Origin of the sequence: Lachnoanaerobaculum sp. Marseille-Q4761, from assembly GCF_017565785.1 — a bacterium.
GTDB lineage: Bacteria > Bacillota > Clostridia > Lachnospirales > Lachnospiraceae > Lachnoanaerobaculum.
Genome location: NZ_JAGEKB010000002.1, coordinates 526021 through 550613 on the forward strand (window position 1 = coordinate 526021; position 24593 = coordinate 550613).

Genomic DNA, 24593 nt, shown 5'->3' on the forward strand with positions numbered 1-24593 from the left:
TCAAAAGCCGACATCTTATGATATCGGCATTTTATATTAAATACTACTGTATTGCTGCATTACTTAGCGCATCACTCACAGCCTTTGAAGTGATGGAAGCTCCTGATACACTGTCAACTTTAAACTCTCCGCTTGACTGCATACCCCTCTTAATCTTTTCCATTGCCTTTCCACCTATCTCAGCCGTTTCCTTATCTCCGGTTATTGATAAATCATTTACAATACCTCCTGTGACGGTAAATGTAATCTCAACATCACCTCCAAAACCTTTGGCACTGCCTTTATATGAACCGTCCTTAAGATCTGTCTTTATATCCTGAGGTTCAAAGTTTGCATCATCATTTGCAGTAATAGTCCTCTCGGTATTTCCACCGTTTTCAAGTACATATCCGTTTGCATTATTACCTGCAATGCGGCCAAATACCACAATATCCGCTACTGCATTTCCACCCAGCCTGTTTGCGCCATGTACACCGCCGACTACTTCACCGGCTGCAAAAAGTCCGGGAATAACACTTCCGTCATCCTTTAATACCTGAGTATCTTTATTTATCTTTACTCCACCCATTGTATGGTGAATAGCAGGCTTTGCACGACCTGCAAAATAAGGCGGTTGTGTGAGAGGTAATTCCATGCTCTGCCTTCCAAAATCACTGTCAGCCCCTGCCTGCTGCATTTGTGCATATCTGCTCATAGTAGCCACAAGATTTGCTTCATTTATACCTGTCTTTTGTGCCAGTTCTTCAACAGTATTTGCCTCTACTATAATGCCCTCATTTATATATTTTTCTATAGCACTCAAAGACTCTCTTACCGCCGTATCAAATACCAGCCAGCTCTCTTCACCGGGCTGCGCAAGTATAGCTGCTGAAACAACATCTCTGGTCTCCAATTCATTTACAAAACGGTTTCCGTCATTATTTACCAGTATTGCACCATTACCACGCACACCCTCTGTATACATAGTTGCGGTATCCGGGTTTACTGTAGGATGAGTCTGTATCTGCTCAATATCTGTAAGTCCCGCTCCCAGTTCCAAAGCCATTTCTATACCGTCACCTGTAGCCCCTGCATGATTGGTTGTAATAAAGCCTGCAAGCTGAGGCGCATACTTTACCACCATATCAGGATTTGCACCAAATCCTCCTGTAGCAAGAATTACAGCCTTGGTATTTATAATAAAGTCTCCATTTTCATCTTCAGCCTCCACTCCGGTTATCTTGCCGTCCTTATCAGCTAAAATCTTTGTCGCCTTTGTTTCAAGCAAAACCGGAATTCCAAGTTCAAGGAGCTTCGCATTTAAGGCTTTTACAAGCATCGGACCTACTGCCGAGGTATCACTTGGTCTATGTATTCTCTTTACACTTGCACCTCCAAACTGAGCTACGACTGAAAGGTCACCGCCTATCTCATTTACCCAGTCCACTGCCGCTGCGGAATTTTCAACCAGGGTTCTTACAAGAGCGGGATCGTTTAATTCTTTTCCACCCTTCATTGTATCCTCATAGAAAAGATCATTGCTGTCCTCTATGCCGTCTCTTTGTTGATAATATGTCTGTGAAGCATTAAGTCCGCCTGTGGCTCTTACAGTATTACCTCCTGTAAAAGGCATCTTTTCTAAAATCACTACATTGGTGGCACCCTTTTGTGCAGCCTCAATTGCGGCACTCATTCCTGCACCGCCTGCACCTATTACCACAATATCCGCAGACTTTACAACTATATTTTCCTTTACCTTTTTGCCCTGAGCCTTTAATAAAGCTTTTCTTAAAGCTCTTTTCATACCATAGGATGTTACAGTTGCACCGCTTATAGCTTCAAACTCGGTACTCAGCCCGTTTTTCATCTGCTCATTGATGGTCGCTATAGCAGCACCGCCTATATCGGGAGTTTCTTTCCCCCCTTCAAAAGAAATACTTTCCAGCCCGTTTTCTCCCACCTTTACTATAGCTTTTACCTTGCCGCCAAAGCCCTTCTCCATGGCGGAATATGTACCTGCAATATATCTTATATTGTCTTTTATGCTCTTTCTTACAGCATCTGTTACAGGAAAAGCTATTACAATAGTAATAACAGCAGCCAAAACCATCAGCAAAAGCCCTGTAATATTTGTACTGTTTCGTTTTGTAGGTTGCTTACTCATCTGAAACCTCCTTAAACCTCTTACATTTCATCAATATATTATATACTATATTTTAACGGAGTTAAAGATTTATGGGTAAAAACTTTAACTATATGGTGAAATATATTTTCAAATCTTTCTAAACATGCTATAATGTATTTTGTACAATTAAATATTGTGAATTTGTAATAATCTTTGTCCTTTATAGGATATTAAGGAGGTAATATGAAGAATATAACTGTTGCAGGTGGAGGAGTACTGGGCTCGCAGATAGCATTTCAAACTGCATTTTGCGGTTTTAATGTAAAGATATGGCTAAGAACTGAAGATTCTATAGGAAGAACAAGGCCAAAATTAGATAGATTATACAATATATACAAGTACACTTTAAATGAGGCTAAGAAAAATATCGGAACAGGTAATACTCTTCCAAGAGGGATGTTTTCCGGTTCGGAATCAGTTAATGAAGCTTACATAGACAATCTATTGGAAGCTACTGAAAGAGCTTATAAAGAAATAGTCCTTACTACAAGCTTTGAAGAGGCTTGCAAGAATGCAGACCTTATAATTGAAAGTATGGCTGAAAACCCTGAGGCTAAAATTTCATTTTATAAAACCCTTGATCCATACCTTGAGGAAAAAACAATAGTTGCCACAAATTCCTCAAGTATGATTCCAAGTATGTTCCGTTCTTATTTAAGCAGACCGGAAAAATATCTTGCAATCCACTTTGCAAATAATATCTGGATCAGCAATACGGCAGAAATCATGGGGCATGATGCCACATCAAAAGACGCTTACGAAAAGGTGGCAGAATTTGCAGCCGATATCAGGATGATTCCTCTTCGCCTTAGCAAGGAACAGCCCGGATATATATTAAACTCTATGCTTATACCATTTTTAAATGCAGGTCAAATGCTGCTTGCAAATGAAGTTGCTGACCCTGCCACCATTGATCTTACATGGAGGATGGGCACAGGCTCGCCATATGGTCCATTCCAAATTCTTGATATAATAGGCCTAAATACCGCATTAAATGTTGTATCCAATGACCCTCGCTCAAATGACTCTTCCACTGTACAGGGAAAGATAAAAGCAATACTTGAAAAATATATTTCCGAGGGTAAGACAGGTATAAACGCAGGAGAAGGATTCTATAAATATAATTAAATTTTAAAAATTTAATTTTAAAATTATTTTACATACATTTTTTACAAGCATCACATGCACTTGGAGTGACTGCACAACCTCCAAGTGCAGTCTCTCTAAGTTCAACCGGCATTCGTTTGCCTATTTTATACATTGTATCAAGCATCTCATCAAATGGTATAAGCTGCTTGATACCTGAAAGTGAAAGTTCAGCCGCCACCAGAGCATTTGCCACTCCCGAGGCATTTCTGTTTTGACATGGATATTCTACAAGCCCTCCCACAGGATCGCATACCAATCCCAGCATATTCATAAGCACTGTGGATGCCGCATCCAGACATTGTCTCGGGCTGCCTCCCATAAGTTCCACAGCTCCTGCAGCAGCCATAGATGCCGCTACACCCATCTCCGCCTGACAACCGCCTACCGCTCCTGCAACGGTGGCATTTCTCATTGCGAGATAGCCTATGGCTCCTGCTGTAAATAAAGCATCCATCACTTTTTCATCGGAAAATGAATATTCATCCTGTATTGCCAAAATAAGTCCCGGCACTACTCCTGATGAGCCTGCTGTAGGTGCCGCCACTATAAGTCCCATAGATGCATTGCACTCAAGCACTGCCATAGCATACATTATCGCTTTATTTAAAAGAACACCTCCTATACTTTTTTCCCTGTACTTATTTAATTTTCCCGCTTCACCGCCTATAAGCCCTCCCATTGATTTTATAGGAGTATTTACAGGCATTGTTGCAGAGTCTCTCATAATTTCAAGGACTCTTTTCATTTTATTTTTTATTTCTTCTTTTGAACTTATGCCCTCTTCAAATTCCCTTATCTTCATCACTTCTGAAATAGATAAATTATTATTATCACAAAGTTCTAAAAGTCCTTTTGCATTATTAAAATCCATAAATTCTCCTATTGAACGATCATTACCTGTGATATATGCTCATTTTTATACAGCCCTGACTTTATATCCGGAGTAATCATTTCATCCGACTCTATAATGGTATATGCCTTATTACCCTTTGACTCCCTGTATAATTTCATAAATGCAATATTTATATTATGCTCACTCAAAATCTTTGTAATATACGCAATAACACCCGGTCTGTCTCTATGCACCAAAATTATAGCACTGTACTCTCCGGAAAAATCAATATCCACCCTGTCTATCTTTACTATGCGTACTTTTCCGCCTCCAAGAGACTCTCCTCTTACAACTACTCTATTTCCGCTCTCATCCTCCATACATACATCCACAGTATTCGGATGTATATCTGTAAGCTCACTGTCAGGTGTAAATTTATATTCAATGCCCCTTTCATCAGCAATATTAAAGGAATCACGAATTCTTACATCATCCGTACCAAAGCCCATAAGTCCGCCAAGCAACGCCCTATCGGTTCCATGACCTTTATAGGTATTTGCAAAAGAGCCATATAATATAAATTCTACTTTCTTCGGACTGTTTCCAAGCATTTTTCTTGCTAAAAATGCTATTACACATGCACCTGCCGTATGTGAACTTGAAGGTCCTATCATATTAGGTCCGAGTACATCAAAAACACTGATAAATGCCATATCCCTCTCCTATTATTTTTTCAATATATATCTGTGATATATGGAATCCACCACAACTCCTATGGCATTGTCTCCGGATACATTTCAGCATTATTCTAACATATTTAACAAATGTTTTAAATAAATTATATAAAATCATTCCTTTAAAATAACTTAATCGAATGCCTGTATATGTATAAATTATAAGCTATATTTAATATTTCTTTTTTTACTTTTAATGTATAATGTAAAGAAATAAATCAATTTATATGGAGGCAAAATGAGAAGATTATTTTTATGTTCGGTAATCATTATATTACCTTTAATTTTTACAGGTTGCAAGAAAAAAGAAACTTCCGATTTAAAAAGTATTATGACAACACAGGCAAACGGCACTATGTCAGCCACCACCATATCAGCCGATAAAGAAAAACTATCCGATGCGGAGTCTTCAAAGACCGCAGCTTCTGAGTCCAAGCCCGCTTCCAAAGCCGGTATTACAGACAGTTCACAAAGTTTTTCAAAGGATAAGTCTAAAATATCATATCCAAGGCTTGCCGGCATAGATTCTAAAAGTAATATAAATACATTGATTGAAGATAATGCAAAACTTTCCCTGAACTCGTTTGCTTCAGATCCCGATTCAAATGTTGATATAAAATACACCATTAAAAATCAGAGCAGAAACAGAATCAGTATAGTTTATACCGGTACGGTAAAGGATGGCGGTCAAAGTAAAAAGGTATTCTTTACAAATAATATAAATCTTGAAACAGGCAAAAGTATCGGGCTCTCGGATTATGCAGACCCGCTTACCATAGCAAATTATATACTCTCTGATGATGTGGTACTTGAAAATGCTACCAATGCTCAGGCGGCGGGTTTTGAAGAATATAAAAAAACTCTAAATGTAGATATATTAAAAGCTTTATTGGATGATGCGGACTTCCCTCTTATAAAGGAAAATGATATTAATGAGGGCTTCCCTAAAGTATTTTCCTATGAATCAGGTGGTGATATTTTTATAGCCATTCCTATGTCACATGAACTTGGGGACTATGTACTTGTAAAATATTCTCCAAGCACTAAATAATGTTTTTTCTATGTACTTATACATTTTTTTGAACTATAATAAAAAATAGTAATTTTTAGTTTTAGGAATTTTAGATTGAGGTGTAAAATGTCAAAAGTTTATATTAATAATCATCCATTGGTTCAGCATAAGATATCAATTCTTCGTGATAAAAATACAGGAACCAATGAATTCAGGTCTCTTGTCGGAGAAATTGCTATGTTGATGGGTTATGAAGCATTAAACGATCTTCCTACAGAAAAAGTTGAGGTTGAAACCCCTCTTGAAACCTGTATGACAGAGGTGATTTCCGGTAGAAAAATGGCAATAGTACCTATACTTAGAGCAGGACTTGGCATGGTGGACGGTATTTTAAACCTTGTACCGGCATCAAAGGTAGGCCATATCGGACTTTATAGGGATGAAGAAACACATACACCTGTAGAATATTATTGTAAATTACCAAATCCTATCGAGGAGAGAATCATAGTAGTTACAGATCCTATGCTTGCAACAGGAGGTTCCGCCATTGATGCTATTTCTCAGATAAAAAAGCATGGCGGTAAAAAGATCAAATTTATGTGCATCATAGCCGCTCCTGAAGGTCTGAAAGCTTTGGAAGAAGCACATCCTGATGTACAGATATATGTAGGACATTTGGACAGACAACTAAACTCAGATGCCTATATCTGCCCGGGACTTGGAGATGCCGGAGACAGAATATTCGGAACAAAGTAAATATAATATATAAATAAAATAAGGGAGTATAAAAATGAATCATCATTTTTATACTCCCTTTTTACTGTCAATAAAGGGGTGCCTAAGCACCCCCATTGTCTTGAAACCAAAGATTATCTAAATTTATAGATTATCTCCAAGCTCCGTTTTCATTTACAGTATAACCATCAGGTGTTGTTTCGTTCTGATACATTGAACCATATGGTCTTGAATTAACATGACCGAAATTCCATCTGCCTGTTTCATTATCATAGAACCAAGTCTGCTGCTGTGCTGTAGGATTCAAATAGTAGAACTCATTTCCATCCTTTAACCAGCCTGTATGCATTGAACCGTTGCTTGGGTTAAGATAATACCACTTACTGTCGGCTCCGTCAAAATGCCATCCTCTGATCATTTCTCCGTAGAATCCGTTGTGATCCATTGACAGATAATACCATCTGCCATTCTCTACAAACCATCCTGAATTCATTACACCGTCTTCACCGAAGTGATACCACTCAGACTTTGTCTTGCCTTCGAATGTATAGCTTAAATAAGCCCATCCCTTAGCATTACCGCCGGTCTTTAAGTTAAATTTCCATTTACTCTTATTAAGGTTTTCTGCAGCTTCATCAGGATTTATAAGCTCCCAATTACCGTCCTGACCTACTGTAAGGATCTTGGTATCGTAATTGACTTTCTTACCTGTACCGCTTGAGCTTCCGCCACCTGAGCCTCCACGACCGCCACGGCTTCCGCCGCCGCCCTTGTTGTTGTTATCAGGTACATAAGCTGTTCCACCTGCATCTTTTACAGCCTGATTTAATGCATCAAGTGCTGCTATAAGCTCTGCTGTAGATGACTTTCTGTTCATCCTATCAACAACTGCCTGTGCCGCATCGATTGCTGCCTGAAGTGCCGCTCTCTTTGCAGGATCTGTTATCTTTGATAACTGATTTATAGCATTCTTGATTCCTGCCTTTAAGTCGCTCTCCGCTTTTCTGCGTGCTTCCTTATCATTTGAGTAATAGATATAGATAGTCTCATCTGCTGTCACTCTGAGAGTCGGATCATAAGCATCATATCTTGCTCTTTCCTTACTTAATCCCTCATAATGCCATGTAATACCGTCATTATCTATATAGTCTGCCTGTATTGCACTTGCATACATTGATGCATAGTCACTAACTGTATTTGTGCTTCCTATAGTAAGTCTTGTTACTATAGAATTATCTCTTGCATCTTTTACTGTTACCTTGTAAGCATTAACAAGTGATGTGTATCCAAATACATACGTCTTTCCACTCTCAAGTGTCTGTGTGAACTGTCCCTGATAGTTTGATGCATTTGATGCCTGAATCTCAGGTACATTAATGTCACTTATTGTTACAGCTCCTGCACTTGATGGGGTTGCTATTGAGCCTACCTCAAAGAATCTGTATTCTCTTGATACTGCCATCAATGCGCCTGTTACGATATCTGTACTTAACGGTATCGGATTTCCGCTTGGATCTGTATAATCCTGCCAGTTTCCTGCACTATCCTTCTTTTGTACAACTATCTTCATCTGGAATATTCCTTTGAAGGTGCTGTCAGAAAGATGATCTACCACTGCATCCAGTGTTGCTGCAGGTACATTATCCTTTTCGATAAGGATACGGAAATCTCCGGTATCTGCTATTGTTACAGGGAAACCTGCTGATATCTGCTTACCTGAACCTATGTTGTCATTGTACTGAGTTGCCCAGTTCTGATTGTTATCATATAGAGGCTGGATTGTTACCGGACGATTCGGCATTGTAAATACCACTCTTCCGCTTCCCGCTCCTGTAGGGAATGATAAATCTGAGTTTCCAATTCCTGTAATTGCCTGCCACTCTTTAAACAGGTTTCCGTTTATATCAAGTGGTTGAGCCATTATCTCTACTAAAGCTCCTCTTCTTAGATTCTTCAAATCATTTAATGAGCTCTTTATTACTCCATCAACCTTGATTGGTGAAGGATCTGCCGCTATTCCTCCCGGAATATATACTGTAACATCAAATGCTGTTACTGTAAGTCCACCGTTTGCTGTATCTACAGGCAGTGCAGCTCCGTCTGCTATTCTGCTTGCAGGTGTTGCATTTGTACCTGTTGTTCTCGGTACTACACGATATACTGTGTTTGGATCAAGATTACCAAATACTACAGGTGCTCCCGGTGCACTTGGTGTTGTAAACGGATACACTTCATTTCCTGAAGGATCTACCAAGGCATAGTCTGTATTTGCTGTTGTAGGAGTTATTGTAATCACTGCTCTTCCCGGATTTGCACTATCCTCTGTTACCTGTGGGGTTAATGCTACAGGTATCTGTGCTGTTCCCGGTGCTCCCGCTCCCGCACTTGAAGGAATTGGACTTCCAACTGCAATTCCTGTTGCTGTTGCAGGTGCTACCGATACATTATATGTATTTCCCGGTGCAAATGCCGGATCTGTTATCTGTCCGCCTGTTGATAATAACCGGCTTCCTGATACTACCTTTACTACATTTCCTGAAGGATCTGTAACTATATACTGAAGTGTCGGATCGATTGATGCCGGTGAACTCGGATCGATTGAAAGCATCGGTGCTGCTGTTGTAGGATCAAGTTCTCCTGTTACTGTCGGCTGATATACACTTGCAGGTGTTATACTTACACCAAGCGCTGTCAATGTCTGTCCCGCAAGGGCTGTTATATCTGTTGTGTAATCAATCTCATTCCAGCTTTGATCAAACCACTTGATTGTATATCCTGAATCTACCATTACACCGCTTCCAAGTGCTGCGCTCTGGAGATCTCCTAAGGTTATCGCTCTTGGATTTCCTGATGCATCAATATTTAAAACATCTTCACTTGTTCCAAGTAATAACTGTACATGGTTGTTTCCTGCCGCCAAGTTATATGTTACCCAGTTTGCAGGGTTCTTTTCAAACTTAGCCATCAATACTACTGTGCTGCTTCCTGCAGGTATATGTAATGTTGTCGGGAATGATGTTATCGCTGTTGTTCCATAATACCATGTTGCACTTGAGTATCCCTGGTTTGGTACTGCATCAGGCATCTTGGTAGGAGATGTTGCACTGTTTGGATCAATTACCACATCATAACTTCCGTCAGGCTGTATGTTCTGCTTTGTTACATTCGGTATAGACTGACCCGGTGCTGTAGGATCCCAATCAACTGTATTTCCCGCTACTACCGTCTTTAAATCACCGCCTGTTCCTGCACTGTATGCAAGGTAAGCGATGCTTCCCGGATCCTGCTCGTATGTTACATATACTATCTGGCTTCTAAGTGGTCCTGTTGTATTTACAGTAAACTTAGGGCTTGACTGTGACCAGCTTGCCTGGAATGTATTGTCAAGTGCTGTTGTATATGAACCGCTCCAGCTTGTAGGATCATCCGCTGTGATCTTCGGATTTGATACACCTGTTACAGCAGGGCTTCCGCCGTATGTATCAAGTACAGGTGCAGGTATATCAAGGTTGTAGCTTGTCTCTCCTGTTTGAAGAGTATTAGCCTTTGCATAGATATATGTAGGTGCTGCCACATTTTCCTTATAGAATGTTCTTGGAACTCCCGCTCCTGAAGGCTCCGCTCCAATACCTAATGCTGTAACCACCTTATCTGTTATATTATTTCCAAGCTGATCTACATACATTACCCTTATATTGGTTGTAAATGCAGGGTTTGGAACATAATTATATGTAACGGTTACGTTTTGGTTCGGCATATTACCTGTAAGTCTAAATGTGTTTCTTGGGTGTGCTCCACCTGTTGTAGATGAAGCATCAGGTGTGAGTGAGGTGTAAGCGCCTGCAACATCGGCTGCAGGTATGATTGTCTTTATAACCTTACCTGTTCCTGTTCCTGTTCCGTCACTTGTAAACTGACCTACTGCTATAGTATCACCTGAAATATCCGTTCCTGCAGTTGCAGCAGGTTTTCCCTTTGCATATGTGATAGTTACAGGGTTTGTACTGTCAAGTATATACATAGTCTGATCGGCACTGCTTCCATCACCTATTATACCTGTGTTTGCAGATACATTATATGTACCGCTTGCCACATCGGTTAAAACAGGTGCTGATATATTTGCACTTGATCTTTGCTGGTTTGTCTCAGGAGCATTTCCTGCCGTTATATCTGCCGAACTTCTATACTTTGCATCAAATACTCTGATATTAAAGTTCTTGGATGTATCTCTATCATAGTAATAATCAGCCTTAAAAGGCTTATTTGTAGTTACACCTGAAACACGCTTATCAGATGTAATATAAAGGTTTGATGAAAGTGATGGAAGCGGTGAAGTACCAAGAGTCTCAGTTCCGACTGTTGCCACTACACGACTTACCTTATATCCCGGGACATTTTTCGGTATTGCATTTGTTACAGGTGTCAATACAGGCTTTGCAACATTATCCTCTATCTCACCGTTACTGATACCCGGTATATATGTTGTACCTGTTTCATAGTTATGCTTTACCTCATAATTAAATGTCTTAGACGGATCAGGTCCCAATGTTGCATAATAGGTTAAACCTGTCATCGGGAATCTTGCAGGGTTTACCGCCTTTGTATTTCTTCCGTTTGCAGGAGCATCCACATAGCCTGTTATCTTATATCCGTCAAGACCAAGACCTACCCAACTCTGTGCTGCCTCAGTTCCCGGAGCATCTAATGATGCGGTAGGGGCGTTAGCTTCCACAAAGGCTCCTGTTGTATCAAAATACGGAAGATATAATACCTTATCTGTACCTTCATATTTCATACCCTTATAGTCAGCTGTAATCTCCGTTCCCGCTGTACCTCCGGCTATAAACAAATCCTTGACAAAAGGTACCTTAGCTTCATTCTTTGATCTAAAGTCTATCTTAAATCCGTTAGCATCCGGTCCCGGTGTAGCCGCCATTGCCGGCATTGCCGGTGCGAGTACGGTGGCTACCATACTCGCAGACAATGCAGCAGCTATCTTTGCTTTTATTGTCTTTCTTTTCATTTCTTCTCCTATGTCACTTAGTTCCAAGCACCGCTTGCATCTACTGTATATCCGTCAGGTGTTTGCTCTCCGGCATACATAGATCCATATGGTCTTTGGCTATTGTTCAAGTAGTTCCACTTGAATGCATTTGCATCCCATACATAGGTATCCTGTGGTGCATTTGTGTTAAAGTAATAATACTTTCCACCTATATTATGCCATCCAACAAGCATTTCTCCGTTATTATCAAGATAATACCATCTGTTATCCTGCTTATTTAAGAGCCATCCTGTTGTTAAGATACCTGTGTTTTCATTCATGTAATACCACTTATTTGTCTTTGGATCCCTTACCCAACCTGTTACCATCTGGCCAAGTTCAGGACCTTCTGTGGTATTCATATAATACCAGTTTCCATTCTTTGAGTCATATACCCAACCTGTTGCCATGGTTGACTGTCCGTCAAAGTAATACCAGCGGGATACTTTCTTTCCTGTACTGTCTGTGAAGGATATCATTCCCCACATATCATTGATAGGTGTTCCTCCGTTAAGTACGAATGACCAGCCTCCTGTTACAGGATTTCTCTCCCATGAACCGTCTACTCCAAGCACGAATGCTCTTGTATTACTTCCCTCATTTCTTGCGGTGTTCTGGGTTGACTTCTCTCCCGGTGTTAAAAGCTTACTTCCTCTACCTGATGAAGTGTTTCCACCGCCGCTTGCTCCGCCGGTTTTTCTGTTTCTTGCATCTTCTCTGTCACTTGACTTTCCTAAGTACTTGTTGATAACTCTTCTAAGGGCATCTATTGCCTGCTGAAGTTCTGCATAGTTTGCCTGTCTTAAGTAAGTTGTTCCGTCAGGAGATACAAGATCTCTTGCCTGTCTTAAGGTCTCAAGTGCATGTGCGATTGCTTCATTGATCTCATCAATCTCTCCAAGCTTAAGATATGGATCACCTATAAGAAGTTTTGCCTCTTCTATGGTATTTCCAAGGTCTACTCTTGCCTTTGCTACTTCTTTTCTGTTATCAGAATAGTATGCATATGCAATCACTCTCTTTGTTACAGGACTTGTTGTCTCGTATACTGAAAGCTTGTCTTCCTTCTTTGACCAGTTTACATAGTCATACTGTACACCATAGATGTCCTCAAACGGACTTACAAGTCCATGTGCTACATCATTTTGTGCATACGCGGTTACTACAGCATAATCACTTGCGTAATAGCTGTCTTCCACATTCTCTTTTCTTCTTACCTTAAACTTCTTATAGAAGTTTCTGCTTGTATCATTTAAGTGTAAATGATCAAGTACAGGCTTATTATCTACAAATGTTACTTTGAATGTCTTTGAGTATACAACTACATATGTATGGAGTAAATTACCTGTGAACTTAATAAGTCCGGCATTGTTTGCTACATCTGTTGTAATTGCTATCTCTAAAGGATTTATATTTCCTGCACTGTCAGGTGTTACATCAAAGATCTGATAATCAAGCTGATCGATATCCTCTGCAGGAAGCTGTGCTATAACGTCTACTGTCGCATTTGATGCGCTTGCAAGTATTCCGTTATTTACAAGTCTTCCGTTTACATATCTTTCAAGCTGAATATCCAAACTGTATGCTACCGTATGTGCTTCCGAGTGATCTATACCCGATACCGATACAGGCTTTACAGCTGTCTTTTCATTTGATTTTGCATCTCTTTTATTGAATACTACCTTATATTCCACATTTGCACCGTTTACACCGATAAGTGATCTGTCAAGCGGTGTTGTAAGACCGTTTGCAAGTGCCGGTATCTGACTTGGCTCAAGTCCGAACTCTCCGAGACTTCCACCTCTTATTGTTTCTGTAAGATCCGCATCATCTCCTGCTATCTTAACAGGTTCATATACCGCCTTAAGAACAATGTTTGAATTTGACAGCTTAAATGTATAGTCTGTCTGTGCTATATTTCCGCTAACTCCTACAGCTCTTCCTGCAAGTACCTGCCAGTACTTAAAGTTCTTTCCGTTTGAGTCAACCGCTTCAGCATGGATAACTACTTCATCTCCTGCCTTTGCCTCTCCAAATGCATCACTTCCTACTGCTGCTGCCCCTACAGATACTATACTTCCGTTTCTGGTTTCTACTACATACTTAGGTGCATCTGCCAGATCTCCCGGATTTGCTACTATCTGATTTCCGTCTGCAAGCTTTAAGAGTGGATCTGAAAGTGCTGAATTGCCTTTCTTTCTTGCCACTACCGTGTAAGTCTCATTTGGATTTAAGTTATTAAATGTTACTGTTGACGGATTGCTTCCTACAGGTGTCATCCATCCGTTATCACTTCCGGGATACTGTACTACATTTCCGTTCTCATCGATAAGTGCATAGTCTGCATCAGGATCTGCCGGATTAATAACTATCTGTGCCATTCCGTCATTCTCAGGATCATATCCTACATTGTAGTTATTATCTACTGTCGGTACATATACATCCTGTGGTGCTGATACTGATGTTCCTGTTACGCTTGATACAGGCTGACCTACTGTTGCTTGTGTATCAGGTGTTCCCTCCTGTACATTGTAATGTGCTCCCGGTATAAGGTTCGGAACTATTGTCCTGTTTCCTACACTCTCTCCCGGTACCACTGCCACGATGTTTCCATTCATGTCACTGATTACATATACATTTCCGGGGGTTGTTCCGTCTATTACTATCTCACCGCTTCCGTCATTTCCTATACGACCTGACGGTGTGATATGTCCTGTGTTTGTTCCCCATGTGTTAGGGTCCATACTGAATGTTGCAGTATAGGTTGCATGATTTGTTAATGTGCTGCTTGTCTGCATCTGTGTTCCTGATGCATCCTTCCAGCTGTTAAATAAGTAGTTTGCTACAGGTATAGGTGTCGGCAACTGGCCTGTTATCTGACCCCATGTATAATCATAAGGTATATGTAATGTAGCCGGTGCTGATATTGATCCGTTTGTTCCTGATGCAAAGTTGATATCAAACCACTCATTTGGATTCTCTCCAAATTTTGCATATAGTTTGATTGGGTTTGGATCATTTGTTGACCAGAACTTGGTTGCATTTACAGGGATTGTACATGCATCATCCTCAAACCAGCCATCAAATTGATAATAACGATTCGGTGTTACATTAGGTACATATCCAAGTGCCTTTATCTTATTAAAGGTATATGCTACCGCATCTCCTGCAGCTGTGCCGTCACTTACAAGTATTTCCTGTGGTGTTGGCGATGTTAATGTACCGTTGCTGTAAACTGTTGATACTACAAAGTCTACTGTTTTCCACTTACTTGCATCATGATCAAGCTTCCAGTCTACTCTTGTAGGACTTGAAGGTGGTAATGAAGGCATTGTTCCCGCTACATCACCATTTGCATTATTTACTGTTACAAGGCCTGCAGGGTTCATATCTATTGTTGATGAACCGCTTACCCATGTATATCCATAGATCTTATCTCCTGTTGTTGTTCCAAGAGCAGGTACTCCTGTTGTTATATTTCCACCCGGAGCTAATTGATCTATCTCACTTGCAAGCATTACATCTGTAAGTCTGTCATAGTATCTCTTTATAAGATTTGATGCGGAATCAGGCACATATACATATGTGATTACTACATCCTGGTTTGGCATATATCCTGAGAATACACCGTCTGTTGTTCTGTTATCCACTAACATAAATCCCGGTGTTGACAATCCCAATACATATGCTGCAGGGTTTGGTGTTTCACCTGTTGTTATATCATAGTGGTCAAACTGGAATCCCGCAATGTTTTGTGCTGCAGCTGAGATTGTCTGCTCGGCTCTCTTTGGTACTGCTGTAACACCTGTTGCTATAGGATTTCCTGATGTGTCTTGATGACGAACTGTATAGTTAAATGTTGTGTTTACATCAACTTTGTAACGATAGTTTACGCTGCCTCCCAGTGCAGGCATGCTCGGAAGATCAAAATGACCGTTTGCAAGGTTTAGTGTTCCCTGGCTTGCAGGTAATCTGCTTGCCGTGTCATAGATATATCCCGGTATACCCGGTGTAGGTACAAGCGGATCTGTTGTTACATGTTGTGTAAGTGTATAGTTTTGTGTATCTGTTCCAAATGTAACAGGAAGTGCCGGATTCGCATTCTTATGTGTAATCGTTACAGCATAAGGTGTTGTTCCCGGTGTCCACTTTGCATAAAGAAGTGTTACTCCCGGTGTTGCAGGGTTAGGGAATGCCGTAAATGCACCGTTATCCGTATCACCTGTATTAAAGCCTCCGCTTCCGTCTACATCTACATATGAATTCCATCCGTTAAATACATATCCGCTCTTTACAGGTGTCGGCAATGTAAGAACTGATGCTCCTGTGGTTACAGGCTCTACCAAATCCGTAACTGTATTTCCGCCCTGTGTATCAAATTTGTAACGAACTTCATTTCTCTTTAACTTAATTGTTATATTTAAATCCTGGTTAGGGATTGTTGCTGTAAGCTTACCTGTTGTATCTACAGTTACTCCTGCAGGAAGTGCTCCGTTTGAAGTATCAACTGCATCAAATACATATCCTGTAGGTGATGATAGCGGTATTTCAATCTGCTTACCTACCGCATATGATTTTTGGAACGGGTTTGCATCTATAGCAGGCACAGGTGTTCCACCCGGTCCCGGTACATTAGGTACATTAAGGTTTGCATAAGGTATACTGGTTCCGTTCTCATCTACATAAGTAAGAATCATATCCTTTATCTCGGTTGTTACATAGATAACATTCTGATTCTGTACTACTGTATTAGGCTCTCCTGTAACCGAACTTGCCTCATCACCTATTACTATATTCTGACCTGTCGCATCGGCACTGAAGTTAGATACCGAATAAGGATAGCTTGCAGGTCCTGATGCAGGTCTTCCCTCAAAGTCGATTAAAGGTGTTCCCATTCCTGCCGCTGTAGGAAGTTTCTCACTTAAGGTCACACCGATTAATGTTCCCGCATCAACCTCATTATTAGTCTTTACAATGAAAGGCTTTTTACCAAAAGATACATTGGCATCCTTTTCTGTTGCCGGATCGCCTGCCTGCATCTTATTACCCGTAATATTTATGCTACCGTTAAGTCTTGGATTTGAAGTAGATGTGATCTTTATAGCTGCACCGTTCTTTAATGATTTATTTCCTGTAACAGTTGCTGTTCCACCCGGGGAATTCAAATCAACTGCCGCTGTTCCTGAAATATCCATAACTGAAGGTGTATTGCTTCCGTCACTAGCATCATCTACTATAGTATTTGATATTGTAGTACCTGCCTTTAATGCTACAGTACCTGCGCTTGCCTCTATCAACGCTGATGTAGGCTTTGTAGCGGCACCTGCAAAGTATGCGGAATTACCGTCAACCTTAACATCACGGAAGCTAAGAGCCGAACCGCCGTCCTCTACCTTAAACATAGGCCCTGTAAGTCCTGTACCTCTTGTTATAGTAGCAGGTCCGTCCGTCTTTATAGGCGGTGTATTATTGTGATTATATCCTGTACTATAGCTTTGACCTGACGGCAATGCACTAAAGTCCGCTGTCTGAATAGTGATATCGGTACCTGTCGGTATTGTAACCGTACTGTTAACTGTAACATCTGATTGAAGGTAAATATATGCCTTCTTTGCATGGTTAGCTGTAATCTTTGCCACAGCATCTTCAATACTTCCTACAGGGTTACCCATAAATCCCGGAACTCCCGCTGATGTATCGGCTCCGGTTGAACCGTTGTTTACATAGTAAACTGAAGGCTTGATAGATACTATAAATGTAGATATCTTTGTCTCACCCGGTTCAAGCTCAAAGTATGACGAAAATGAACCTGCCGAGTCTCCCGGATTTATAAAGCCCGAACGGCTCTGTGAGAATACCCAGCTTGTATGATAAACACCTGCAGTGGATGACCATCTACCTGCCCATACACGGTTCTCTGAATGGTCATTTGTAGCTCTCTTTGTGATTCCGGCACCCTTACCTGAGGTATAGATATCAAATACGGTAAGACCGTACTGACCACCGGTAGAGTTCTGGAAGTGAACTCCCTCAAACAATCCGCCTGCCTCATGAGGTGTAACAAATATAGGCACAGCATCCTGGCTGGTAACCATGGTATCGGTCTCATTACCTACCATGAAATCTACTTTTGATGTACCGGGGTTATATACCGTATACTGAACAACTACATACTGATCATCATCTGAAGGCTTAATCTCCTGACGAAGGTAAACCTGCTGTGTACCATCCGTCAATGTCATTACCTCACCGTTTTCATGACTACTTCCTGTATGCAGTGGTCTAATTGCACTGGTTGTGGAAGAAGCTGAAGACGGCTCATCACCTGACCAAATATTAACCACCGGATCAAGCGGATGTGTCGTTTGATAAGGTGAACCACCGGTTGTGTTCTGTACATCAGTGCCTACACGATATGGCTTACCGAAGGCATAGTATCCATGCCACCAGTTATTTGAATAAGCCGAACGAATAGTCGGCGCATTTGCTGCAGTTCCCGCTAGAGTTGCAGCCTGTGCATTGTCATAGTATCCACGTGTATTGTTTCCTCTGGTCGATGCTTCTGTAACACATGCAAAGTTAAATGTAAATGTATCTCCGGCACCACTGTTTGTACCCTGGTGTCCTGATGAAGGTCCAAAAACAAATGCAGTTGAATCTGATGAACCGTAAGAAAAACCGCTCACATTAGATATATACTTATTGCTGAGATTCGTTCCCGGTTGCAGGTCCGTATTCGGTAATAATCCCGCAGCTTGCGAGGTTATATTACCAAGCGGTACACCCGTAAGGACCATAGCACCTGCAAGCAAGCCGGCAGCGCTCTGCTTTAGTCTCCTTATTAATTTGTTTTTTATCATATCTCTCCTCTAACTATCTCTCTTTGTCAAAGACCACAAAGTCAGCATCCAAGTTATTTGCTCCGTCTGTTGCAAATGTGATCTCTGCTCCCCATCTGTCATTCTTATTGGCACTTGAATCATAGTGATAGAACTTTCCGTTTTTCTTTCTCGGTCTGTCACCGTCACTTACTCTTGCCACAAACTTTGAGTTCTCAACTATTATCCAGTTGCCCTCTCCGTCTCTTAGAATCTTTGAGCCTGTCACTACTTTTCCGTTTGCATCTACGACTACATACTCGCCATGACCTACTCTGTTGTCACGAACAAGTCCGTAATGAAGGTCTGCATCCGCATCAAGTCTTAATCCGTTAAAGTAGAACTTGCCTCCGCTCTTTGCAAGAGTACATTTCTCTCCGATAGCTCTTCCTGTATCCTTAAATCCGAATACCGCATTGCTGTCTCTTAAAGAAACTGTTACCTCTCCGGTAATCATTGAACCGTCGTTAAGCTCATCTGTTCCGAACAGATATAAGTTTCCTCTGTCTATTGCAGCTATAGGTGATTCTGTGCCCTTTGTAAGGAAGTCTTCCTTTGTCCACTCATCTACATCAAATTTGATTCCGAATGTACCGTCCTCAAGCATTACAACAAATCCTGTCTGCATACGGCCTATCTCATCAAAGGCATACTTTCTTCCAAGTACTGTAGCAATTTTATCTTTGATTACATTGCCGTCCTTTGTTGTTCTAAACCAGCTGCGCTCTCCCGTGTCATAATCCTTTTGGCTCATCTCCTGATTCGGTACTGTGAATGTCCAATATCCATCCTTTAACTCACCGTCTGTATCAAGTGAACCGTATTTGATCTTAGCATTGCTTGAAGTTGCAGCTACATTTGCACTCTTTATAGAAAGCTGCGGTATCATTACACCGTTTTCATCAAACAGATATGCTTTACCGTTTATCTCTCTTTGCTTTGAGTTATCCGTGCTCTTTGCCGCATACTTTCTTCCGTTTGCGCCAAAGTATAGCCACATCTCTTCATATTCATTGTAGTTTCTTTGTGCAAGCTCTGAATATCCCGGGTTTTCTCCTACCTGTGAGTAGGACATCCACTGATCCGCAAACATTGCACCGTCATCCCCGAAATAGTATACTGCAGACTTAAAAGGACTTTCATCTTCTACCGCATTGCCTTCTGCATCAAAGAATCCCTTACGCATTACTCCGCTCTCATCGAAAAGATATTTCTTTCCTTCGATCTCACGAGCGTATACTCTTCCTTCTTTACCCTTGTATGCCTTTCCGTCAGAACCGAAGTAGAACCAACCTTCGTTGTCATCTTCGTCCTTTGTGAGTATCCAGCTGTTTGCTGCCATAGCACCATCGGCATTCAGGTAATATGTATTATCTCCTATGGTAAGTATTGAATCTTTTACCATATTACCGTCATCGCCAAGATAGTACCATGCTTCACCTGACTTACGCCAAGCTTCCGACACTGCGTTGTTAGCACTATCAAGGTATCTCCACTCCCCGCTTGAGTTATCCCATCCTTCCGCATTCGCAGTAGAAGGGCTTGCCCAGATGAAAAGAGCGGAAACTGCCAGTAAGCCTGCCTGACTTACTATGCTCCTTTTTTTCATCAAAATACCTCCTTGATTGTTATCTGCCGAATATAAAATCCTATACCATATCTTATATGAATACCCTAATCTTTCGATTTAATATATTACATCAAATCGGTATTCTCATTATACCCGGTCAGTACATATATATAAATTCTTTAAAGCAAACAAAACAACCCACAAAAATATTTGCCCGATATATCTTTGCAAGTTTCTTATCCGCCTCAAAAAATCCATATCAAATTAAATTATTGTAAGAGCCCGTTTTTATTTTATAGTACTTTTCATACCAACTGTTTTAAGTTCATTCCGAAATCTGCCCTTACAATCTGCCCTGAATTAATTATAAATTCTTCTTTAATTTGATTATATCGGCACACAGGGATGCCTGATATAACAAATTATATAAATCCTATCTACAAACATTTCACTCCACACTCTCTATAAATAGTCACAATAATTTCATATGTTATCCATATAATATTATTATTTTCAAGTTTTGTCAAATAATTCAACAGTTTAATTAAGAAAGTATTTTTATTATTTATATATAATTAACAAGAGTTGTCTTTTGTTTTTCATTGTCATATTTAATATATTTTCTCATTATTTCTGTATTTTTTAGTTCTTAAATATGTATTTTAACACTTTAACAATACCATTTGCATATATTTGTATAGTTTTGAGCCTTAAATCCCCTAAATATTTTTTACCTATTTATTAATAAATATATATTCCAAAAAATACTAAAAACCGGCTTCAGGAATACCTAAAACCGGTTTAATTTATTTATCTCTGATTATCTTTTTACATTAAATGCTGCCATACCCGGATAGCAAGCACTCTCTCCAAGCTCCTCTTCGATTCTGAGTAACTGATTATACTTGGCAACTCTCTCAGATCTTGAAGGTGCACCTGTCTTGATCTGACATGTATTAAGAGCTACAGCAAGGTCAGCTATAGTTGTATCCTCCGTCTCACCTGATCTGTGTGAAGAAATTGATGTATATCCTGCCTTATGAGCCATCTTGATAGCCTCAAGTGTTTCAGAAACCGAACCGATCTGATTGAGCTTTATAAGGATTGAGTTTGCACAATCACTGTCGATACCCTTCTTAAGTCTCTCTGTATTTGTAACAAATAAGTCATCACCTACAAGCTGAACCTTTCCGCCAAGTTCCTTTGTAAGTAACTTCCATCCTTCCCAATCTTCCTCATCAAGACCGTCCTCGATAGAGATGATCGGATACTTCTCAACAAGCTTCTTCCAGTGCTCAACAAGTTCTGCAGATGTGAACTCCGTTCCCGCCTTTGGAAGCTTATACTTTCCGATAGTACCTGTCTTCCACTCACTTGCAGCTGCATCCATAGCGATCATAAAATCAACTCCCGGCTTATATCCTGCCTTCTCAACAGCCTTAAGTATAAACTCGATAGCCTCCTCATCACCACCTGTAAGGTTTGGAGCAAAACCTCCCTCATCACCTACACTTGTAGCAAGTCCTTCCGCCTTTAAAAGTGCCGCCAGGTTATGGAATACTTCAGCACACCATCTGAGAGCTTCCTTAAAGTTTGGAGCACCTACAGGCATAACCATGAACTCCTGTACATCCACATTGTTTGATGCATGTGCACCACCGTTTAAGATGTTCATCATAGGTACAGGAAGTCTGTTTGCATTTACACCGCCAAGGAATTTATATAATGGGATATCAAGTGAAATAGCTGCCGCTCTTGCACAAGCTATTGATACTGCAAGGATTGCATTTGCACCGAGCTTTGACTTATCCTTTGTTCCGTCAGCCTCGATCATTGCCTTATCTACAGCATAGATGTCTGATGCATCCATACCCTCAAGTACATCATTGATAGTTGTATTTATATTCTCAACCGCCTTTAAAACACCCTTTCCAAGATAGCGTGACTTATCACCGTCTCTAAGCTCAAGCGCCTCAAACTCACCTGTAGATGCACCTGATGGAGCTGTTCCTCTTCCAATTGTTCCGTCTGCAAGATAAACCTCAGCCTCTACTGTAGGATTTCCTCTTGAATCAAGTATTTCTCTTCCGATTACCTTCACAATTTCTAAATAGTTCATTGGTAAAACCTCCTTTTGGTCTCATATATCGCTTAACCTATATGATAAAATTATAACTCTATGCGACGATAGTATAATAACATAAATCTCAATATAACTCTATATAAAATTATATATTTTTGTTATACTGTTAAATATTAAGTTACTGTACACGGGTAGTATATTCCCATTGTGAAAAATGCCGAAAATTATTTTCTTATTTTATTATGAGTGATTCGGTTAGTAGAGTTTTTGTTGGTAACTCTGCCAACCGAATTTTTTGTATTTAAGTTATCAACAGATTTTATCTATATCTATCCTATACAGAATGATTTCACTATCATTTGTGGATAGTTCTACACAATCTGTGTTTGAACATGGTTTTTTTTAAGAGTTATGAACATGGCAAAATAACGAAGGGACTTTGTCGTCAAATTCGCATAAATACAACATTTCTGATATAATCTTACCATGAAATGAGGTGAGTATATGAATCATATTTCCGGTAAGATAGAACAGCTTTTAGCCTTACAAAAAACATTATGTAAGGAATACGAAAAGGAAAACAAGGTACTTTTGGAAACAATCGAAGCTCAGAAAGAGCAAATATATCTTTTGGAGCGAATTGTTAATAATCAGAATAAAATAATCAAGGAACTGGAGAAATCATAATGAGAATTCCCTTTGAATATATTGGTGCTTTACAACAGGAAAACAAAATACTAAAAAAGGAAGTTGCCGATTTTAAATCAGGTGAGCGCTTTAAGCAGATTCAAAGGGAACATCAAAAGTTGATCGATGAGTATCGTAGGCAGATAAAGCAACTAAACCTTGTTATTGAAGGTCTTCATAGGGATGTAAAAAATGCATGGAAATGGTGTGAAGAAGCATACGAGGACGCACTTAAAGAACTACATGCATCAATGAAAGAGTTGAAACGTGGGTTAAAAGAGAAAGAAAAGAAGTGGTTGTTATCAGAACGTGACAGGGAACAGGCGTTGTCTAAGATTACTGACCTTTGCCGTGAAAACAGCGAATTAAAAACTCAGCTTGATGATGAGAAAGGACGAAATAAAAAACTTTTAGCACAGCTAAACCGTGACTATGAGAATTCCTCCATTCCGTCATCACAATCAAGAAACCGCAGTAAAATTCCAAATAATCGTGAGTGTACCGGAAGAAAACCCGGGGCACAGCCGGGCCATGCCCACCATGGAAGAAAGAAACAGATACCAACTCAGGTCATTTGCCTTCCGGCACCAAAAGAGGTGGCAAAAGATCCGGGTTTTAAGAAGACAAATAAGACTATTATCAAGCAGCTCGTTTCTGTTGAGTTGATTATGAATGTAACAGAATATCAAGCGGATGTATACTACAATTCCACGACCGGAGAGCGAATCCATGCGGCTTTTCCAAGTGGTGTTGTTGACGATGTGAACTATGATGGCAGCATCAAGGCACTTTTGTTTTTGTTAAACACAGACTGTGCTGTTTCTATTGACAAAAGCAGTCGTTTTCTGTCAGATCTTACCGGTGGAAAACTGAAAATATCAGGAGGCATGATAAATAAACTCTGCCATGAGTTCTCAAAAAAAACAAAAATAGAGCAAAAAAAGATCTTTGCAGACCTGCTGTCTTCTGCGGTTATGCATACAGACTGTACAAATGCTAGGGTAAACGGAGAAAGTGCATATGTATATGTATGTGCAACACCGGATGAACAGAATGTTCTTTACTTCGCCCGTGAGAAAAAGGGGCATGAAGGTGTAAAGGGAACTGTAACAGAGGATTTCCAAGGTATTTTGGTACACGACCACGAAATCACCTTTTATAAGTATGGCAATGCCCATCAGGAATGTCTCGCACATGTACAACGGTATCTGAAAGACAGCATGGAAAATGAGCCATCTTTGACCTGGCACCGCAAGATGAGAGAACTAATCCGGGAAATGGTACATTACAGAAATGAGCATGCAGATGATGCACATTTAGATCCCAAGATCGTATCTGACTTTGAAGGAAAGTACCAAGAAATCCTTGAAAAAGCTGGGGAAGAGTACATACTTCATGAGCCAAGTCCTTATTATCGTGATGGATACAATCTGTATCGCCGGATGCAGAAATATAAAGCGCAACATCTACTCTTCCTGCATGATATGAGGGTGCCAACTACAAACAATACAGCAGAACGCTGTTTAAGAGATTATAAGAGGAAGCAGACTTTTGCAATGACATTTCGAAGCTTTGAAAGCATCGAAGAATTATGTCAGAGCAAGGGTGTGCTGCTTGGAGTACGGAAAAATAATCCAAACCTTTACACTGCTGTCAAGGAAATCTTTAATAGATAATATGGAGCCTGAACGGCGTGTTAGACTCC

Annotated in this window: 12 protein-coding genes; 5 read left to right on the top strand and 7 right to left on the bottom strand. The window is 40.3% G+C overall.

All coding sequences use genetic code 11. The features are described 5' to 3' along the window. Positions 1-43 precede the first annotated feature (43 nt). Positions 44-2143: a flavocytochrome c gene (locus tag J4O15_RS09720; protein WP_208100614.1), complete on the bottom strand. Its 2100-nt coding sequence runs from the start codon at positions 2141-2143 to the stop codon at positions 44-46. A gap of 204 nt (positions 2144-2347) precedes the next feature. Here J4O15_RS09720 and J4O15_RS09725 point away from each other — a divergent pair, with 204 nt between their 5' ends. Further along, a complete protein-coding gene (locus J4O15_RS09725) occupies positions 2348-3292 on the top strand; it encodes a 3-hydroxyacyl-CoA dehydrogenase (protein WP_208100615.1) in 945 nt (314 codons plus the stop codon). 28 nt (positions 3293-3320) lie between these two features. Here J4O15_RS09725 and sdaAA read toward each other — a convergent pair whose 3' ends face one another. Then, on the bottom strand, positions 3321-4184 hold the full coding sequence (gene sdaAA, locus J4O15_RS09730; RefSeq protein WP_009220943.1) for an L-serine ammonia-lyase, iron-sulfur-dependent, subunit alpha: 864 nt from the start codon (positions 4182-4184) through the stop codon (positions 3321-3323). An 8-nt stretch (positions 4185-4192) separates the two neighbouring features. Next, positions 4193-4858: an L-serine ammonia-lyase, iron-sulfur-dependent subunit beta gene (sdaAB, locus tag J4O15_RS09735; RefSeq protein ID WP_009220942.1), complete on the bottom strand. Its 666-nt coding sequence runs from the start codon at positions 4856-4858 to the stop codon at positions 4193-4195. 259 nt (positions 4859-5117) lie between these two features. On the opposite strand from sdaAB, the gene J4O15_RS09740 reads away from it, so the two are divergent. Next, positions 5118-5930: a hypothetical protein gene (locus tag J4O15_RS09740; protein WP_208100616.1), complete on the top strand. Its 813-nt coding sequence runs from the start codon at positions 5118-5120 to the stop codon at positions 5928-5930. A gap of 87 nt (positions 5931-6017) precedes the next feature. Next, positions 6018-6647 (top strand): uracil phosphoribosyltransferase, encoded by a 630-nt coding sequence (upp, locus tag J4O15_RS09745; RefSeq protein WP_009220940.1) that lies wholly within the window; start codon positions 6018-6020, stop codon positions 6645-6647. Positions 6648-6777: 130 nt separating this feature from the next. On the opposite strand, the gene J4O15_RS15955 is transcribed toward upp, so the two are convergent. The 4 genes from J4O15_RS15955 to eno all read right to left on the bottom strand — a co-directional run bounded on the left by J4O15_RS15955 (position 6778) and on the right by eno (position 22237). After that, positions 6778-11649 carry a hypothetical protein gene (locus J4O15_RS15955; protein ID WP_243762028.1) on the bottom strand — a complete coding sequence of 1624 codons (4872 nt, stop codon included), beginning with the start codon at positions 11647-11649 and terminating at the stop codon, positions 6778-6780. A 17-nt stretch (positions 11650-11666) separates the two neighbouring features. Then, complete coding sequence (locus J4O15_RS09755) at positions 11667-18530, bottom strand: InlB B-repeat-containing protein (RefSeq protein WP_208100617.1); 6864 nt, start codon at positions 18528-18530, stop codon at positions 11667-11669. Positions 18531-18543: 13 nt separating this feature from the next. After that, positions 18544-20157 (bottom strand): N-acetylmuramoyl-L-alanine amidase family protein, encoded by a 1614-nt coding sequence (locus J4O15_RS09760; protein ID WP_208100618.1) that lies wholly within the window; start codon positions 20155-20157, stop codon positions 18544-18546. 781 nt (positions 20158-20938) lie between these two features. Further along, positions 20939-22237, bottom strand: coding sequence for a phosphopyruvate hydratase (eno, locus tag J4O15_RS09765; protein WP_208100619.1), 1299 nt, complete (start codon positions 22235-22237; stop codon positions 20939-20941). A gap of 468 nt (positions 22238-22705) precedes the next feature. Between eno and J4O15_RS09770 the strand changes: the two genes are divergently transcribed. After that, positions 22706-22888 carry a hypothetical protein gene (locus tag J4O15_RS09770; protein ID WP_208099433.1) on the top strand — a complete coding sequence of 61 codons (183 nt, stop codon included), beginning with the start codon at positions 22706-22708 and terminating at the stop codon, positions 22886-22888. Further along, on the top strand, positions 22888-24564 hold the full coding sequence (locus tag J4O15_RS09775) for an IS66 family transposase (RefSeq protein WP_208099434.1): 1677 nt from the start codon (positions 22888-22890) through the stop codon (positions 24562-24564). Before J4O15_RS09770 ends, J4O15_RS09775 begins: the two co-directional genes overlap by 1 nt. Positions 24565-24593 lie beyond the last annotated feature (29 nt).

Coding starts and splice junctions, on each gene's coding strand:
- J4O15_RS09760 (WP_208100618.1), bottom strand. CDS start 20,157: ATGAAAAAAAGGAGCATAGTAAGTCAGGCAGGCTTACTGGCAGTTTCC.
- J4O15_RS09755 (WP_208100617.1), bottom strand. CDS start 18,530: ATGATAAAAAACAAATTAATAAGGAGACTAAAGCAGAGCGCTGCCGGC.
- eno (WP_208100619.1), bottom strand. CDS start 22,237: ATGAACTATTTAGAAATTGTGAAGGTAATCGGAAGAGAAATACTTGAT.
- J4O15_RS09775 (WP_208099434.1), top strand. CDS start 22,888: ATGAGAATTCCCTTTGAATATATTGGTGCTTTACAACAGGAAAACAAA.
- J4O15_RS09720 (WP_208100614.1), bottom strand. CDS start 2,143: ATGAGTAAGCAACCTACAAAACGAAACAGTACAAATATTACAGGGCTT.
- upp (WP_009220940.1), top strand. CDS start 6,018: ATGTCAAAAGTTTATATTAATAATCATCCATTGGTTCAGCATAAGATA.
- J4O15_RS09740 (WP_208100616.1), top strand. CDS start 5,118: ATGAGAAGATTATTTTTATGTTCGGTAATCATTATATTACCTTTAATT.
- sdaAB (WP_009220942.1), bottom strand. CDS start 4,858: ATGGCATTTATCAGTGTTTTTGATGTACTCGGACCTAATATGATAGGA.
- J4O15_RS15955 (WP_243762028.1), bottom strand. CDS start 11,649: ATGAAAAGAAAGACAATAAAAGCAAAGATAGCTGCTGCATTGTCTGCG.
- J4O15_RS09770 (WP_208099433.1), top strand. CDS start 22,706: ATGAATCATATTTCCGGTAAGATAGAACAGCTTTTAGCCTTACAAAAA.
- sdaAA (WP_009220943.1), bottom strand. CDS start 4,184: ATGGATTTTAATAATGCAAAAGGACTTTTAGAACTTTGTGATAATAAT.
- J4O15_RS09725 (WP_208100615.1), top strand. CDS start 2,348: ATGAAGAATATAACTGTTGCAGGTGGAGGAGTACTGGGCTCGCAGATA.